This is a genomic window from Kocuria sabuli (assembly GCF_040981185.1).
GTDB lineage: Bacteria > Actinomycetota > Actinomycetes > Actinomycetales > Micrococcaceae > Kocuria > Kocuria sabuli.
This window is the reverse complement of sequence record NZ_JAVHZE010000019.1, coordinates 1-16,316: the sequence shown is the minus strand read 5'-3', so window position 1 is coordinate 16,316 and position 16,316 is coordinate 1. Positions and strand designations below refer to the sequence as shown.

At 68.2% G+C, this 16,316-nt stretch carries 16 protein-coding genes and 1 pseudogene; 6 read left to right on the top strand and 11 right to left on the bottom strand.

What is annotated here, in order from left to right; all coding sequences use genetic code 11:
• Positions 1 to 7 precede the first annotated feature (7 nt).
• Positions 8 to 742, top strand: a pseudogene (locus tag RE027_RS15065) (aldo/keto reductase); the annotation flags it as partial.
• A gap of 348 nt (positions 743 to 1,090) precedes the next feature.
• Here RE027_RS15065 and RE027_RS15060 read toward each other — a convergent pair.
• The 3 genes from RE027_RS15060 to RE027_RS15050 are packed head-to-tail and all read right to left on the bottom strand — an operon-like array spanning position 1,091 to position 3,716.
• Complete coding sequence (locus RE027_RS15060; RefSeq protein ID WP_368809092.1) at positions 1,091 to 2,143, bottom strand: hemolysin family protein; 1,053 nt, start codon at positions 2,141 to 2,143, stop codon at positions 1,091 to 1,093.
• Entirely contained in the window at positions 2,140 to 3,591 is a 1,452-nt protein-coding gene (locus tag RE027_RS15055; protein ID WP_368809091.1) for a hemolysin family protein, read from the bottom strand. Before RE027_RS15055 ends, RE027_RS15060 begins: the two co-directional genes overlap by 4 nt.
• Positions 3,591 to 3,716, bottom strand: a complete 126-nt coding sequence (locus RE027_RS15050; RefSeq protein ID WP_368809090.1) for a hypothetical protein — start codon at positions 3,714 to 3,716, stop codon at positions 3,591 to 3,593. Before RE027_RS15050 ends, RE027_RS15055 begins: the two co-directional genes overlap by 1 nt.
• Positions 3,717 to 4,183: 467 nt before the next feature.
• Between RE027_RS15050 and RE027_RS15045 the strand changes: the two genes are divergently transcribed.
• A complete protein-coding gene (locus tag RE027_RS15045; RefSeq protein WP_368809089.1) occupies positions 4,184 to 4,387 on the top strand; it encodes a hypothetical protein in 204 nt (67 codons plus the stop codon).
• A gap of 223 nt (positions 4,388 to 4,610) precedes the next feature.
• Here the strand turns inward: RE027_RS15045 and RE027_RS15040 are convergent, their stop codons facing one another.
• Positions 4,611 to 5,240, bottom strand: coding sequence for an Ltp family lipoprotein (locus RE027_RS15040; RefSeq protein WP_368809088.1), 630 nt, complete (start codon positions 5,238 to 5,240; stop codon positions 4,611 to 4,613).
• A gap of 416 nt (positions 5,241 to 5,656) precedes the next feature.
• On the opposite strand from RE027_RS15040, the gene RE027_RS15035 reads away from it, so the two are divergent.
• Positions 5,657 to 6,832 carry a PP2C family protein-serine/threonine phosphatase gene (locus tag RE027_RS15035; protein ID WP_368809087.1) on the top strand — a complete coding sequence of 392 codons (1,176 nt, stop codon included), beginning with the start codon at positions 5,657 to 5,659 and terminating at the stop codon, positions 6,830 to 6,832.
• 288 nt (positions 6,833 to 7,120) lie between these two features.
• On the opposite strand, the gene RE027_RS15030 is transcribed toward RE027_RS15035, so the two are convergent.
• Positions 7,121 to 7,273, bottom strand: coding sequence for a hypothetical protein (locus tag RE027_RS15030; RefSeq protein WP_368809086.1), 153 nt, complete (start codon positions 7,271 to 7,273; stop codon positions 7,121 to 7,123).
• A 1-nt stretch (position 7,274) separates the two neighbouring features.
• Positions 7,275 to 8,336, bottom strand: a complete 1,062-nt coding sequence (locus RE027_RS15025) for a glycosyltransferase family 2 protein (RefSeq protein ID WP_368809085.1) — start codon at positions 8,334 to 8,336, stop codon at positions 7,275 to 7,277.
• 496 nt (positions 8,337 to 8,832) lie between these two features.
• Here RE027_RS15025 and RE027_RS15020 point away from each other — a divergent pair, with 496 nt between their 5' ends.
• Positions 8,833 to 9,690 carry a glycoside hydrolase family 26 protein gene (locus RE027_RS15020; RefSeq protein ID WP_368809084.1) on the top strand — a complete coding sequence of 286 codons (858 nt, stop codon included), beginning with the start codon at positions 8,833 to 8,835 and terminating at the stop codon, positions 9,688 to 9,690.
• Positions 9,691 to 9,888: 198 nt separating this feature from the next.
• Here RE027_RS15020 and RE027_RS15015 read toward each other — a convergent pair whose 3' ends face one another.
• Complete coding sequence (locus RE027_RS15015; protein WP_368809082.1) at positions 9,889 to 10,833, bottom strand: DMT family transporter; 945 nt, start codon at positions 10,831 to 10,833, stop codon at positions 9,889 to 9,891.
• A gap of 89 nt (positions 10,834 to 10,922) precedes the next feature.
• On the opposite strand from RE027_RS15015, the gene RE027_RS15010 reads away from it, so the two are divergent.
• Positions 10,923 to 11,798 carry a LysR family transcriptional regulator gene (locus RE027_RS15010; protein ID WP_368809081.1) on the top strand — a complete coding sequence of 292 codons (876 nt, stop codon included), beginning with the start codon at positions 10,923 to 10,925 and terminating at the stop codon, positions 11,796 to 11,798.
• Positions 11,799 to 12,122: 324 nt separating this feature from the next.
• Here the strand turns inward: RE027_RS15010 and RE027_RS15005 are convergent, their stop codons facing one another.
• Both RE027_RS15005 and RE027_RS15000 read right to left on the bottom strand, forming a co-directional pair.
• The gene (locus RE027_RS15005; protein ID WP_368809080.1) at positions 12,123 to 13,199 is read right to left on the bottom strand and encodes an SDR family oxidoreductase; all 1,077 of its coding nucleotides are present in this window, start codon (positions 13,197 to 13,199) and stop codon (positions 12,123 to 12,125) included.
• 274 nt (positions 13,200 to 13,473) lie between these two features.
• The gene (locus RE027_RS15000) at positions 13,474 to 14,463 is read right to left on the bottom strand and encodes a GAF and ANTAR domain-containing protein (protein ID WP_368809079.1); all 990 of its coding nucleotides are present in this window, start codon (positions 14,461 to 14,463) and stop codon (positions 13,474 to 13,476) included.
• 370 nt (positions 14,464 to 14,833) lie between these two features.
• Here RE027_RS15000 and RE027_RS14995 point away from each other — a divergent pair, with 370 nt between their 5' ends.
• A complete protein-coding gene (locus RE027_RS14995) occupies positions 14,834 to 15,130 on the top strand; it encodes a hypothetical protein (protein WP_368809078.1) in 297 nt (98 codons plus the stop codon).
• Here RE027_RS14995 and RE027_RS14990 read toward each other — a convergent pair.
• Complete coding sequence (locus tag RE027_RS14990; RefSeq protein ID WP_368809077.1) at positions 15,056 to 15,775, bottom strand: GAF and ANTAR domain-containing protein; 720 nt, start codon at positions 15,773 to 15,775, stop codon at positions 15,056 to 15,058. The two genes, RE027_RS14995 and RE027_RS14990, sit on opposite strands and share 75 nt — an antisense overlap.
• Positions 15,776 to 16,131: 356 nt before the next feature.
• A partial coding sequence (locus RE027_RS14985) for a hypothetical protein (RefSeq protein WP_368809076.1) occupies positions 16,132 to 16,316 on the bottom strand: 185 nt, incomplete at its 5' end.

The following is a 16,316-nucleotide window of genomic DNA, read 5'->3' as shown; positions in this document are numbered from 1 at the left end:
CTGACCGTTGCGCACCGCGCTGGAGGACTCGCTCACCCGGCTGGGCGTGGAGCACATCGACCTGTACCAGCTGCACGCCTGGGACGAGCTCACCCCGCTCGAGGAGACACTGCGTTTCCTCGACGACGCCGTGACAGCAGGCAAGATCTCCTACTACGGGTTCTCCAACTACCTCGGCTGGCAGCTCACCAAGGCCGTGCACGTCGCATCCGCCCACGGATGGGCGGCCCCTGTCACCCTGCAGCCGCAGTACAACCTGCTGGTGCGCGACATCGAGCACGAGATCGTGCCCGCGGCACTGGACGCCGGTGTCGGGCTGCTGCCCTGGTCACCCCTGGCCGGAGGATGGCTCAGCGGGAAGTACCGGCGCAACGTGGACCCCACCGGAGCGACCCGGCTGGGCGAAGACCCTGAGCGCGGCATGGAGGCCTGGGAGGGCCGCAATGCCCAGGAGCGGACCTGGCAGGTCGTGGACGCCGTCCGCGAGATCGCCGACGCCCACGGCGCCTCACCGTCCCGGGTAGCCCTGTCCTGGCTCAGTAACCGACCGGCGGTGACCTCGGTCATCCTGGGGGCCCGCACCGTGGAGCAGCTGGTCGACAACATGGCCGCCACGGACCTGTGCCTGACCGCGGAGGAGACACAGCGGCTCGACGATGTCAGTGCACCACGGATGGACGACTATCCCTATGGCGCCGCCGGTGTGCAGCAGCGCCACCGCCCCATCACCGGCGCCGAGTGACCCACACCCCCAGCGACTGCCTCTGGGCCCGGTCGGGGAGCTGAATCAGGACATGAGAGACCTGCATCGAGAATGGAGAGGCACGTTGGACGAACCCCTACCGCAAGGCGGTCCGATGTGCATACCGGCGCTGTGGCGGTTCCTCTTCGCACTCTGAGGGGCGCCCCACCCCATTCTCCGGGCTCCCCGTGGTGCTGTATGGGCCAGGGTCGAGTGAGCCGGGAACAGTGGTGGTGTCATAGGCTGTGGATGCCCCGAGTGCAGTCAATGCACAGATGGCAAGGCCCTCGTCCCTGGGGACGGGACGAGGACCTTGCCATACCGGGTCAGGACCGGGTGGAAGCCGGGTCAGGCCGCTTGGGTGGTGGCATCACGGACTTCACCGACGAGTTCCTCCAGCACGTCCTCCAACGCCACCACGGAGGCTTCTCCTGCCCGGGCGCTGGTGCCGGTGAGCAGGGCCAGGTGGGCTTGGTGCTCCTGCATCTGGCGCATGACCTGGCGCAGCTTCGCCTCGGCGGGCACCGTGGTCAGCCGACGGATCACGCCGGGCGGGATCGGGTCGTGGCGGCGTTCTGCCGAGATCCCGAGCAGGTCCTTGGTGTGGAGGTAGCCGACCAGTGTCCCGTCGTCCTCCCGAACCGGGAAACGGGAGAAACCCGTGGCGGCGCACAGGTCCTCGACCTGGGCAACAGTCGCTGTGGCCGCCACGGTGCGCAGCTGACCGGCCGGGATGGCCACCTCAGCGGCGGTGAGGTGCTCGAAACCCAGAGCACCGGTGAGCAACCGGATCTCGTCGGCATCGAGCAGCCCTTCCCGTCCGGACTCGGCCACGAATCCGGCCACCTCATCAGAGGTGAAGGCCGAGGCGACCTCATCGCGCGGCTCGGCCCGGAACACGTGACGGACCACCAGGTTGGCGGACTGGTTCATCCCCCAGATGAACGGGCGGAAGACCAGCACGAACACTCGCAGCACCGGACCCAGCAGCAGTGCCGAGGCCGCCGGGCGGGCGATGGCCATGTTCTTCGGCACCATCTCGCCCAGCACCATGTGCAGGAACGTCACGATCAGCAAAGCGATCACCAGCGCCACCGGGTGCACGAAACCCTCCGGCACCCCCAGGTCCGCCATGGGGCCTTCAATGGTGTGGGCGATCGCCGGCTCCCCCACCGCACCGATCAGCAAGGAGCAGGCAGTGATGCCCAACTGGGTGGCGGCCAGGGAGGTCGAGACGTCCTCGATGCCCTTCAAGGCCACCTTGGCCGCGCTGGATCCGGCCGCGGCCTTCGGCTCGATCTGGTCGCGGCGGGCCGAGACCATCGCGAACTCCGCGGCCACGAAGAAGGCGTTGCCGCCCAGCAGCAGGACCAGGACCAGGATGGCCAGACCCTCGGTCATCGCCCCTCACCCCTCTCGGTGTCGACGGCTGTGGATCCGGAGGCATCGCCGCGGTGGTGTCTCTCAAGGTGGTGGCCCTCGGTGTGGTGGGCATCGGCGCGGCGCCCATCGGCGCGGCCGACGACGATCCGGTCCACCCGGTGCCCGTCCATCCGCACCACGGCCAGGGTGACCTCGGTGGTGGTGGGCAACCCGTCCTCGTCGCGGTGGACGTGGTCCACGGCCTCGAGTGCGGTCCGGTCCCCGGCCTGGGGCAGCCGGTCGAGCTGCTCGGCGATCAGCCCGCCCAGGGTGTCGGACTCCTGCCCCTCGGGCAGCTCCAGGCCCATGATGTCGCCGAGCTCGTCCGGGCGCAGCAGCCCGGACACCGAGATGCTACCGCCGCCGGTGCGGCGGTAGCGGTCGATGATCTCATCCTGCTCGTCGTCGATCTCCCCGACGATCTCCTCGATCAGGTCCTCCAGCGTCACGATCCCGGCCGTTCCCCCGTACTCGTCGACGACCACGGCCAGCTGCAGCCCGGGCCTGCGCAGCTCGCGCAGCAACGGGTCCAGGGTCATCGATTCGGTCACGACGGTGGCCGGGACTGCGATTTCTCGCACGGAACGGTAGGCGCGGTCCTCGAAGGGCACGGCCAGGGCGTGCTTGAAATGCACCACGCCCACGATGTCGTCCACTGAGGCGCCCTCCACGGGGAACCGGGAGTGGCCGGTGGCAGCGGACATCTCGATCACGTCCTGGGCGGTGTGCTCGTTCAAAAAGGTCACCTGCGGTCGGGGACGCATGACGTCGGCGGCCGTGCGGTCGCCGAACTCGATCGACCGCGCGATCAGCTCAGCGGTGCCAGCATCGAGAGTGCCTTCCGTTCCGGAGCGGGACACCAGTGCTGTGAGCTCCCTGGCGGTGCGGGCGTTGGCGACCTCCTCGGTCGGGGTGAACCCGAGCAGCTTCAGGACCCAGTTGGCCGAGGAGTTGAGGATCCGCACCAGCCACCCGAAGAGCAGCATGAAGATCCGTTGCGGGTGCACCACGAGGTAGGACACCCGCATCGGCTCGGCGATCGCCCAGTTCTTGGGCACGAGCTCTCCGAAGACCATTTGGGTGAAGGTGGCGATCACGAACGCGGCCGTGGTGGCGATGCCGGCGGCGGCCGCCGGGGACATCCCGGTGAGCCCGAGACCCTCCGTGAGCAGCACGCCGAGGGAGGGCCCGGCGAGGAAGCCGACGATCAGGCTGGTCAAAGTGATGCCCAGCTGAGCACCGGAAAGATTGGTGGAGGTCTTCGTCAACGACCGCTCCAGGACGGCAGCGCGGCGGTCGCCGGCCTCTTCAGCAGCCCTGACCTGGTTGCGGTTGACGGTCAGAAAGGCGAACTCCACCGCCACGAACAATGCGTTGCCGAGGATCAGGAGGACGACGACGACGAGCAGTATCCATGCTTCCAGCATCAGTTGCCCCTTCCTACGACCGGGAAGTTGCTACCGCACGGCGTCGTGTCGCCCATGCCGGCGCCCATGAACACCGTGGAGTCGGCGATCAGCGCCACCCCGTTGAGGACGGACCGGACTTCCATCAGTCCCACCACCTCGTCACATCTGCACGGCCCGAAGGCCAGGGTCTGTCACAGGGCGCGTCGCAGTGGGCGCTCATGATCTCCGTATCTCACTCGTGTCGGCGGACCAGCATCAAGGTGCTGATATCAAGAAACTACCAAAGCTGGCCCGGCACAACCTGGGAATCCCTACGAGAGCGGCAGCGCGGCTCGAGGTGCTCAGCACGTCGTCGAGCAGTGGGAAACGGCCTCTGCTCACGGCCGAGATGCTCATCCCCTGCGTTCGCCTCCGATGGCACGAGACCGGCTCTTGCACACACTGCGAGGCGAGACAGGCTGTCTCCGCCGGTACACCCGCGTCCATCTACACGAGAAAATGTGGCCTCACCGGCCCTCTCCCACCTCAGACCCCAAGGCCACGCTGACCCGGGAGCGCCGTCGGCCACCCCGGCGACGCCATCATCGGCGACAGCGACGGCATCGTCGTCGTGCCGAAGCACCTGCTCACCACCACCCTGGAGAAGACCCGCGCCCAGGAGCAGACCGAAGCCGGATTGCGCACCAAGATCCCCGCCCTCGTCCACCGGCTTCATGGGCCATGCCGGCGCTGCCACCGCCCCACCTGCGACCCATCCGTGACGTCTTCGATCTCCGCGAAGGAGAGCGCCTCGACATCCACCGGTTCGGATTGAGCCCCACAACGACCTCACGAGATCACGGGCGATCCGTCCCGGGCCGTACTGCGCGCAATCACCATCCGGCTCAAAGCGCCATCGGGGGACATGCCCAAGGTGCTGAGAAGTCGGACTTCGCGGGCCGGAGTCCTCACTCGAGGGGTCACGGGGGCCTCGGCATGCCCCAAGTACGCTCAACCTCCAGCAGCCGCACTGCTCCGACCGCGGCAGTCCCGCGCGGTCAGAGCCCGGTCTGATCCACGCCGTACGTCGCCTGCTCCGCGGTGTACCCCTCGAACATCAGCTGCTCGATGAGGCCGGAACGGGAGAAGGACGAATAGTCGAGGTAGTCCTTGGCGGCCTTGGCCGCCTGAGCGTTGTAGTCGGTGTTCAGGCTGTCGACCGGCGAGGTGGCATCCGCGGTCGAGTAGCCCTCGAACTCCAGCTGCTCGATCAGCCCGGAGCGCGAGAACACCGTGTACTCCAGGTAGTCCCGGGCGGAGCCGAGCGCGTTCTGCTGCGACATCGTCATCGACGACTGATCGCGGTTCGGCTCCGGATCGAGAGCCGCCGGCTCATCTGCCGCCTCGATCTCCGGCTCCTCCTCGTCCGCGGCCTCATCCGCGGCCTTGGCCTCCGCCTCGGCTTCCAGCTCCGCGACACGCTCCTCGGCCTCCTCCGCCCGCTCCTCAGCCTCCGTGGCCCTAGCCTCCGCATTGGCAACCCGCTGGTCCGACTCGGAGGTGTCCTGGAAAGCCGAGGCTGCCGGCGTCGATGTGGCGGCTTCTTCGGCACCGCAACCGCCGAGGAAGAGCAGTGCTGCCAGGCTGCTGGAAACGGCCAGGGCCTGCTTGTCGGACTTGCGCATCATGGATCCCCTCTGTGGCTGCTGCAGGTCTCCCAGGTCTCTGTCTGGGCGCCACCGTGGCGCTCTCGACGAATGTCGAGTGCATTGATTACTTTCGTACAGCACTTCACGGGCGGTGCCGGTCGGAACCCAGGGCTCGCGAAGAGGGATCTACCCGGATCGGCGCGGGGGAACGACTACTGCAGCGTGGCGGGCCCGTGATGAGACTTCAGGCGGAGCGGTCGACCATGAGCCTTCCTCGCCGGGATGTGCTGACTGCCCGGGTGCATCGGGGCCGACCACCCAACAGTGACCCGTTGCCCGGTACTGATCCGCACCTTGCCGCACCTGCACGGGACAGCACATGGATTTGAGCGACCGGACGACGACACCGGCCGGCAGTGGAGCGGTGCTGCGTGCCACCTCGATAGCCTGGGAGTATGCGAACGCACATGGGTCAGGTGGAGGCGGCACGGGTCGATGCCCTGCACGCCCTGCACATCCTCGACACCCCCCGGGAGGAGCGCTACGACCGTGTGGTGCGCATCGCCCGGGACGTCTTCTCGGTGAAGGCCGCGGCGGTGAACCTCATCGACGCCGAACGCCAGTTCACCAAGGCCGAGGCCGGGCTGGACGGGCTGGTCCACGCCAGTCGCACCGATTCCCTGTGCGCCCGGACCGTCGAGCAGGACGCCCCGCTGATCGTGGCCGATGCGGTGACCGAGGCCCGCTTCGCCGGCAGCGCCTTCATCACCGGAGCCGACCCGGTGCGCTTCTACGCCGGTCACCCGCTGCACGCCCCCGGTGGTGAGCCGGTCGGGTCCCTGTGCCTGGTCGACAGCACCCCGCGGGAACTCGATGCCCGGGAGCGGCGGATCCTGGCGGAGATGGCCGGATGGGTCGAGCGCGAACTCGCCGCCCAGATGGAACAGGACCGGGCCGAGCAGATCCAGCAGATGCTCATGCCCAGCACCGGACTGAGCACTCCCACGCTCGAGGCCGCCGGCCGGTGCCTGCCGGCGCGGTTCATCGGCGGGGACTGCTACGACTGGGTGGTTATGGGCGATGAGGTGCAGGCGATGGTCACCGACGTGATGGGCAAGGGCATCCCGGCGGCCTTGCTCTCCGCCTCGGCCCGGGCCGTGCTGCGCGCCACCTTCCAGTACAACACCGCCCCGGAGGCGATGAAACGCGCCGCCGGGGCGCTGACCCCGCTGCTGGAAGAGGCCGGGGCGTTCATCACCGCCTTCATCGCCCAGCTGAACACCGGCACCGGGGAAATGGGCTACATCGACGCCGGTCACGGCCTGGCCCTGATCCTGTCCCCGGACGGCACCCACCGCCGGCTGGCCTCCTCGGGCCCACCCCTGGGAGTCCTGGCGGAGTGGACCTGGCAGGTGCACACCACCACCCTGCTGCCCGGGCAGACGCTGCTGGTGGTCTCCGACGGCTTCCTGGACTTCTTCGACGACCTCGAGGCCGCCGTCTCCACCGCTGCCACCCTCAATGCTCTGGCCACCACCGCCGAGGAGCTCGTGACCCTGTGCAGCGACTACGCCGCCTCCACCGGCGCCGAGGACGACACCACCGTCCTCGCCCTCAGACGCACCACCTGAGCCGTCACCGTCCCCCGGTGAGCACACCGGGCGCCCCCGTCCACCTGCTGTCGATCACCAGCCCCACCCGCATGGGCCGTCAGCAGACGGGTGCACTCGGGCGGGGGCGCAACGGGTGCCAGGAGGAGCCTTCCGGACGAGCCGGCCATGCCTGGTGAGGCACGGACCCCACCAGAACTGTTCGCCGTCTATCAGCCGGATGGTTGATGCGGCAGGCAAGGGGCACCTCCGCGGGGAGGCGCCCCTGTGCTGTCCTGCCGGGACCGCGGCGGCAGTCCCGGGTCAGTCCTACGGCCGGTGCGGACCGGGCTTGCGCAGCAGTGCCACCAGCGCGATACCGGCCAGGGCCAGTCCTACGACGGCGAGCATCCAGGCTCCGCTGGCCAGTCCTGCGGCCACGAGCACCGTTCCCCCGGCAGTGGTCTCCTGAGCTCCATACATGTCAAACTCCTTCCGCCGCGTACTGCGCGGCCCATCGGTCGGTCTTCTGATTGGTGATCCTCGAGGCCAGGACCTCGGCCCACGACCGGACGAACCATCCGGCCCGCAGCCACATGAAGGCCTCGTTGGGGAAGAAGGATGCCGCGATGAGCAGGTCCTTCTTGTCCCGGTGCGGGATCCGCATCGCGCGCTTCACGTCGAGAGCGACGAACAACAGCGGCAGCAGCCACCAGAACAGGACGAACTGGAGGTCACCGATCGCTGCGAAACCGACGAGCACCACGATCCAGAGCAGCTTCAGTGCCGCATTCATCAGGCCCATCGCCTGTTGGCCCCAGTCCCGGAGGGTCAGGCGGTTCATGCCGAAGGTCAACAGGTCCTCGATGGTGCCCACCTGCCACTTGAGCCGCTGGTTCCACAGCGACTTCAGGTCCTTCATGCTGTCGGTGTACGCGCGCACGTGCGGGGAGACCTGGCAGAAATAGCCCAGCTCCCGCAGGCGGTAGGTCAGTTCGAAGTCCTCGGTGGCGCTGGTGTAGCACCAGGGTCCTTCCCGGTCGTCCCGGGCGGCCACCTCACGCAGGGCCGGGCCGCTGATCGCGCACCCGGTGCCGGCCAGCACGTGCGTGGTACCGCGCCGCAGGCTGGTGTCGGTCCAGGTGGCGAACTCCGCCTTCTGCAACCGTGAGAGGAGATCGGGGGCCTGCATGGTGAACTTCGACGACGACCCGCCGAGGCTCGGCCGGTCGGTGAACTCACCGGCCCACTCCGCGAAGGCGTTGGGCGGCAGCCAGGTGTCGGCATCGACGCAGACGACCACGTCGGCGTCCTGGCCGTACCGAGCCCAGGCGCGGTTGAGCGCCTCGGACTTCCGGTGCTCCAGCTGCGGCAGCTCCAGGACGGTCACCGGATAGCGTCGTGCCACCTCGGCGGTGTCGTCGGTGCACCCGTTCGGGATCACGACGACCCGGTCCGCCGGCCGGTCCTGGTCCAGGATCGCCTGGATCGTGGTCCCGATGCTTGCGGACTCGTTGTAAGCAGGCACCAGCGCAACGATCTTCATTCGGCCCCCCCAGCCACGAATGTGGGGAGGCGACATGGATCCCCAGCACCGCCCCCACGGTGTGAACGAGGGCGACGCCATCGCCTGAAGTGCCCACTTCGGCGCGGTTCGTCGGAGCCCCCGCTCCTGAACTACTCATGAGTATGCTTAAGCAACAAGCTACCAGCAAGTATTACTTGATGTGTCATCATCGACAGCTCAGGCGGCTGCCCTGGGAGCAGGCGACGTGAGCGCACCACGAACTCTGCTCGGCAGTGGCTAGACTCGGCGGACCATGACGACGACTCGCCCGGCCCGTGCAGTGCCGTCCTCGTTCCGCACGCTCCCCGAACACGGCCGCCAGCCGACCCGCCGGGTCGTGCTGGTCGGGATGGGGGCGTTGATGCTCACCGGCTGCAGCAGCCCCCCGACGCCCCCGTCCTTTCCTCCGCCGGCCCGCACCCGCCCCCTGGAAGTCGGGGTCTGCCTTCCGAAAGGCCCCCAGGACCATGGGTCCGTGCGCGCCTACAACGCCATGGCAGGATCCCCAGCACAGTGGATGCTCCTGTTCTGCGACTGGACGCTGGAGCACCCGCCCTGGCAGGCCCTCGACGCGGCCCGGGAGCAGGGGGCGGTGCCTATCCTCACGTGGGAACCGTGGCATGCCCCCTCCACCGGCGAGTTCCCTTCCCCTGTGGTGGAGCAACCACGGTTCACCCTGCTCCAGATCGCCGCAGGGGAGCACGACGACCACATTCGCGCCTGGGCGCAGGATCTGGCCCGTTGGGGACAGGACGTCGTTCTGCGTTTCGCCCACGAGATGAACGGCAACTGGTATCCCTGGGGCGCCGGCGTGCAGGGAAACACCCCGGAACACTACGTGCAGGCCTGGCACCACGTCCGCGACATTTTCGAGACCGCAGGCGCTGAGAGGGTGCGCTGGTGCTGGGCCCCCAACATTCCTGACGGCCTCACCGCCGAGAACTCCGGTCCGCTCACGGACTACTTCCCCGGCCCTGAGGCTGTCGATCTGCTGGGACTGGACGGCTACAACTGGGGCTCGGCCGGCCCTGCCGGCTGGATCGAACCATCCGCCCTCTTCCGGAGAGGGATCCAGGAACTCCGGTCCCTCGGCACCGACCTGCCGATCATCATCACCGAAACAGCCTCGGCAGAGGATCCCGAGGACGGCGGGGCCAAAGCCGCCTGGATCACCCAGCTCTTCGCGCACCTCCAACAACAGGGCGACGTTCGAGCAGCTGTCTGGTTCCACCTGGACAAGGAGCTCGACTGGCGGATCAACTCCTCGCCCCGAGCCCGAACCGCCTACCGGAACGCAGTAGCACAGCTGGGACAGGAGGTGATGCAGAAGTAGGGGAGAAACACACTCCCCTCGATGACGTCACCCGAACGCGCATCAGCACCCCTTTCCATGAGGGGAAGGGACCGGGGTCCCCAGGGACTGATGCAGGAAGTGGCGACAGGTCGGGCCGACGGGGCAGTCCCCCGTGCAGGCACTGCGAACCACTCCCAGGCGGGTGGGCAACGACAGATCAGGTGATGAGACCAGGTCTTAGGGGAGGTCGTTGTGGGGCGTCGGGGGACGCACCCTGAGCCTGCCTTGGCTGACCAGAACCCCCAGAACCACGATGGTTCCCCCGACGATCTCGTTCCAGCGGATCTGTTCCTGGAGGACGAGCATTCCGAGGATCACACCTCCGATGGGTGTGAGGTAGGTGACTGTCGAGGCCAGGGTCGCGCCCCAGGCGTTGATGACGTTGGTGTACCAGACGTAGGCGATGCCGGTCCCGACCGCGCCGAGCAAGATGATGCTGATGACGATCGCGGGTGACAGGTCGACCGGATCGCGACCGATGACGGGTGCGAGGGCCGCGATCACCAGGGCGCCGGCGCCGATCTGGCCGGCAGCGACCGTGGTGGCGTCATAGGTGTGGGCCCGGAAGAACCTACGGGTGTAGGTGAATCCCAGCCCGTAGCAGGTGGTGGCGCCCAAACATGCCCATTGGGCGAGGAGGTTCGCGTCCTGTAGGTCCGCCAGGAGCCGCCACGGCCCGAGAACAAGGACGATCCCCCCGGCAGCGATGATCATCGCTGCCGTCTTGATCCTGGTGAGGCGTTCCTCGGGCAGGACTGCCAGAGCGATGATCATCGTCGCGATCGGAGTGGTCGCGTTGAAGATGCTCGACACCCCGGAGGGCAGGTGCTGTGCCGCCCAGGAGAACAGGAGAAACGGGGCAACGCACATCAGGATTCCCATGGCGAAAAGGTGCAACCAGGTCCTGGTGCCCGTTGGCCACCGGCGGCGCGTGACGGTCATGATGAGCGCCAGCAACAGCGCCCCTCCCGCCAGCCGGCCGAGCACGACCTGCGCGGGTGAGAGTCCCTCGACCGCGACCTTGATGAACAGGAAGCTCGCCCCCCAGACAGCTGCCGCGGCGATGTACTGCGCCCCGATGGATGACGACGCTTTCGCTGGTTGTCCGGTTTCGGCTGCCATGGTCTCCCCTCATCTGTCTGCGTCCAGCGTCGCCACCTGGGGCATCATGAGTCCAATGCATTCAGGCCATCCAAACATGAGGAGTTTCCATGGGAGTGACGCTGAAACAGTTGGCGGTCCTGTCAGCGGTGGTGGAGCACGACGGCTTCGGTGCGGCAGCCGACCACCTCGGCGTCGACCAGTCCTCGGTCTCGCACAGCGTCGCGGCACTGGAGAGGACCGCAGGCGCACCCCTGGTACACCGCACAAGCCCGCTTCGCCCCACAGAACTAGGCCGGGCCCTGTTGCCGCACGCGCGCACTGCCCTGGCGGCAACGCGGGCCATCGAATCCCTGATCAGCGAGCACCACCAGAACAAACCCGCAGGAACAGTGAAAATCGCCGCGTCGCCCACCGTGGCGCATCGCCTGCTGCCCAGACTGCTGAACCACTGGGCCGAGTGCCTTCCAGGCGTCGACATACGGGTCTTCGAAGGCGACGACGACGAATTGGAGGAGTGGCTCAACAGCGGCGTGGTGGACTGCGCCATCCTCATCGACCCCGAGCCCATGCCGGCGGACGGTGTGGAACTGCTCCAGGACAGGTTTCGGGCCGTGCTGCGCAACGACCACCCGTTCAGTTCCCTGGATCAGGTAGGGCTGCCCGAGTTGCTGGATGACCCGCTGCTGGTGTCCTCGGGCGGGTGCGAACCACAGATCAAGGAACTTCATGCGCTCAGCGGTGTCCGCTACGACCCCGCGCAGCGCGTCCGTGAACTCTCCACCCTCCTCAGCATGGTGGAAAACGACATCGGGGTGGCGATCATGCCGTCCCTGGCCTCTTCGATGCTGCCCGGCACCCTCGTGATGGTGGACATCACTCCCCGCCTGGAGCGGAGGCTCGTATTCGCCGGCCCGTCCGCGCGACCGTGGCATCCACAGGTGAGCCGCATGCTCGAGCTGATCACGACCATGTCAGCCGACTGAGTGACCCGGAACATCACCTCATCACCATCCCTGCGCCCACCACACAGCGACACTCCAACATCACCCGCATGGCAAGGGAACCTCAACTGCAACGGATGAGCTCCACGGATCATCCAGCACCTCTGTCGTCCTGCGCGACCCGTACAAAGGACCTGGTCCTGGGCGCCCGGGTGCCTCTGGACAGCGGGGAAGGGACTCGTGTGCACCCATCCGGTGCAGTGACGGACAAGTCATGGTTCGTCCGTCGGGCTCGTCCCCTCCTGCTGCTCCTGGACGGACATCGATGCCGATCATCGGTGCCGTAGTGACGGCCAGTGGGTCTGCTCAGGGGATGACGCCCTCGGTCCGGTAGCGCTCGAACAGGCGGATGAAGCAGTCCTGGGTGCGGCGATAGCCGGTGAACCCGGCCAGCCGGCTCTTGCTCATGTCGGCGACCACTTCGATCGGGCGGCCCAGGTCCGCGTCCGTGTGCCACCACGAGGCCACCCGTGCAAGATCGGGCTCGACGAGCCCGTGCTTCTCCACGATCCGCGCCCAGACGTCCTCGACGCCGCGCATCTGCTCCTGAAGGGGCCGCGGCGCCTGCTGGAAACCCTCCCCGTCGACCCCGAAGTAGTCGGCCAGGACCGGCCACATCCTCCGCCACCGGAAGACGTCCCCGTTGACCACGTTGTAGGCCTCGTTCCCCGCCGCCTCCGTGGTGGCGGCCCAGATCATGTGCTCGGCCAGCAGCGTGGCATCGGTCATGTCGGTCAAGCTGTTCCACTGGACCTCGGAGCCGGGGAACACGAAGGGCCGGCCGGTCTCCCGGCAGATCGCGGCCTGGGTGGCGAGGGTGAGCGCCATGTTCATGGCGTTGCCCACCGCGTGCCCGGTCACCGTGTGCGCCCGGTGCACCGACCAGCGGAACCCCTGGCGTCCGGCGGCGGCCCACAGCTCGTCCTCCTGGGCGTAGTAGAAGTTCTCCACCGGCAGCCGGGGCTCCTCCTCCAGGAAGGGGGTGTCCGGCATCTCGCCCTTCCCGTAGGCCTCGAACGGGCCCAGGTAGTGCTTGAGCCCGGTCATCAGCCCCACGTGCTCCACCGGGGCGTGGGCCAGGGCTGCCAGGAGGTTGCGCACCATGGCGGCGTTGACCTCGATGTTCTGCTTCTCGGTGGCCTGGCGGGACCACGCGGTGAAGAACACGTGCGTGGGCCGCTCACCGGCCAGCGCCGCGGCAAGGCTTTCGGCCGAGCGCAGGTCCGCGCTCACGTGCCGGGCGGTGCTGCCGGGCACGGGAGCGCGCGACAGCGCCACCACGTCCCAGTCCTGGGCAGTGAGCTGCTCGACGATCGCGGAGCCGGCGATGCCGCTGGCTCCGACGACCAGGGCGGTCCGAGCGGAGGTCTCAGATGTGTTCATGGGATCCTACTGTGCCACCGCGCTCCGCGCACCGCTTCCCCCGAAGGGCGATGTGCGCGGAGGGAAGAATCCACAGCACCGGAGGCTGCCCGGCAGAGGTCGCCCCTCGTGGACCGGAACGCTCCTAGGGGAACCCCCACCGCAACGCGGTCCACAGGGAGTCTGGGCGATGCAGGTTCCACGGTTGGTGCCGTCTCCGTGGCTTCGCCTGAGGGCCGGCCTCTGGTCCACCGTGACTCCAGCGGGCGGGTCCGAGCCGCCCATGCGCTTTTGCTCAGTGCTCACCGGGGAAGGTGCCGGTGGTGGCCAGCTGCTCGGCCACCTCGCGCAGCTTGAGGTTGGAACGGGAGCTGGCCGTGGTCAGGACCACGAAGGCCTGCTGGTCGGTGATCTTGAACCGCTCCATCAAGATACCCTTGGCCCGACCGATCAGATCCCGGGTGGTCAAAGCCCGGTGGAGCCGGGCGATCTGCTCGGCATCGGCGAAGGCCACGGCCGCGTGCGCGGCGACCAGCAGCCCGACCTCCTCCGAGGTGGCGGTGAACGCCTCGGTCTCGGCGCCGTAGACGTTCAGCGCCCCAAGCTCCCTTTCGTCGGTGTAGAGCTGGAAGCACAGCATCGACCTCGCCCCGGCTTCGGCGGCGGCCGGAGCGAAGGACGGCCACCGGTTCTCCTGGCCGAAGTCCGGGACCCGCACGATGTTCTCCACATAGGCTGCATCCAGGCACGGTCCCTCCCCGTGCTCTTCCTGCAACTGGTCCACGACCGCCGCCAGCTCCGAGGACGCGGCATGGGAGGTCATGGTGTGGTGGGCCCGGGCCACCGAGATGGACGCTGCCGCCGCCCCGGGGATCAACTCCAGCGCTGCGTACACCATCGCCGCCAGGGTGGCATCCATGTCCTGCTCGTGCTGCAGGGTGCGGGCCAGCTCGCTCAGCTGCCCGGCCAGGTCCCCGGTGCCGTGGACCTTGCTGTCCTCCCGGCGCCGACGAGCCGGGCTCGCCGTATCGGATGAGGCGACACCCATCGTCCCGGTCTCTTCGGTTCGGGGCCGATGTCCGTCCTCCTGCTGGGCGCGGGGGTCGCCGACCTCCAGGCCCATGTCACCGGCGGCGGCCTGCCGGGTCTTCCAGGCCCGCATCCGGGACTGGTCCTCCTGCTCGGGCTCTTCCGCCTGGGCCCCCAGTTCCTGATCTCGGGCTCGTGCCTGAGACCGATGTCTGCGGGTGCGGTCCTGGACCGCCTCGGGCTCGGGGTCACCCATCATCTGATTCTTTCCATCCGGGGTTGCTCGGCGAACGGCCTCGCCGTGCGGGCTCTGAGACCAGGATGCACTCCAGCACCCCATCGAGCACAGCCCCCTGAGGGACGGCGGAGGCCGGTTCTATTCTTGCCTCACCCGGGCCCAGGCGGAGGCCACCACCGCAGGACCGGCCTCCTCCCTCGCAGACCTTCCCCAGAGCTTGACCGTGGGGTGCCCGAGGACCGCAGGCAACTGTGCACCGGAAGCCCCGCCCGAGAAACTGGCCGAGGAACACGACCTCACGGCAGAGAGAACCCATCCACTCCTTCGCTGCACGGCCTGGAGGCTTCAGCAGGTCCCAGGTGGACAGGGCGCGCAGCGGAGGTTGCCGGTGGATGAGCTCGGAGGCGGCGTGGGTCAACAGGTCCCGTTGGAGCCGGGGCAGGTCCAGGCAGTGGTGCAGACAGGCCTCGACCTCGATCTTCCCGGCGTGACCGCCGAGGATGAAGTAGTCGATCCACAGCTGCCTCACCTCGATACCGGCACGGCCGATGACCTCGAGCAGCAGGTGGGCTTGTTCGGCCCCGACCTCGTCGGGATCCACCGTGCGAACTCAGGCGCCCGGGTCCGGGTGTCGCTGAAGGATCTGGCGGGCGATCTCGACCATGGGCCGGCCCTGGGCGAGTGAGGCCGTGATCAACACGGCATGGGCGTCGTCGGGATCGGTGGCCCGTTGTTCCATCAGCATCCCGATGGCCCGGTCGATCGTCTGTCGATCCGCCAACCCGGCCTGCAGCGCAGCACTGAGCCGCTGTGGGGCCGCGCGGGTCTGCGCTGCGCCCAGCAAGGTGGCCGCCGCTGCGGCCAACAGGCCCAGTTGCTGCTCCTCGTGACCGGTGAAGGCATCGCCGACGGTGGCGTAGACCTTCATCGCCCCCAGGCACCGGTCCTGGAACACCAGCGGGACGCTGAGCATCGAGCGGATCCCCGATCGAGCAACAGCCGCTGACCACTGGGGCCAGCGGTCGTCGTCGGTGGTGTCGTTGACGCGCTGGAGGGTCTCGGTGGCCCAGACGCTCAGGCAGGGGCCCTCGCCCAGCTCGTACTGGAGGGCGTCGGCGGCCTCCACGAGATGATCGGTGGCCCCGGTACTGGTTCTGCTGCCGTGGGCGTCGATCAGGGAGACCCCAGCGCCAGCGGCTGAGGGGATGAGGTCTTGGGCGACCTGGGCCAGCTGGTGCACCGCGGCGGTGGCGTGCTCCTGGGACAGCAGCATGTTCTGGATGCGGGCGAAGACCGCGGTCAGTTCCATCGCGGAGGATTCGGGTTGCATGGGGACCTCCTCGGTCCAACAGGGCGGCTCGAGCCCACTGCGCACCGTGCGCGCCGCCGTGGCATCGACGACTGGTCGTTCCTCGCTCGAGCCGTACTCCTCCTGCCAAGGCTACGCCTGATGAGAGTGGAGGGAGCGGGCCGCGCACGGTCACGGAGCAGGCGGGGCCGCTGTCCAGGTGAACCCGCTCAGGGCGGGAACTCTGCGGAGGCAGGGGCTTCCGAACGTGGTGATGCCCGCCCCGGCACGGGGTGACCGTGCCGGGGCGGGCCTCACGCATCGTGCTGGTGCCTCACCCCACCCGGAGGCTGCCTCTGCCGGAGAGGCACGGGCTGCTGGGAGGGGCTGCGCCTGCCTCAGACGGCGTGGGCCATCCAGGCGTGGCGCAGCCGGTACTCGTCGACGGGGATCAGCTTGGGGATCCCGCTGCTGGCCTCGCGCATCCACAGCACCCCGAGGTGGGCCGCCACCTGACTCACGGTGCCGGCATGGCGCAGGTGGTGCTCATCCCACACCTCGATCATCTCCCCGGGGCGTACCC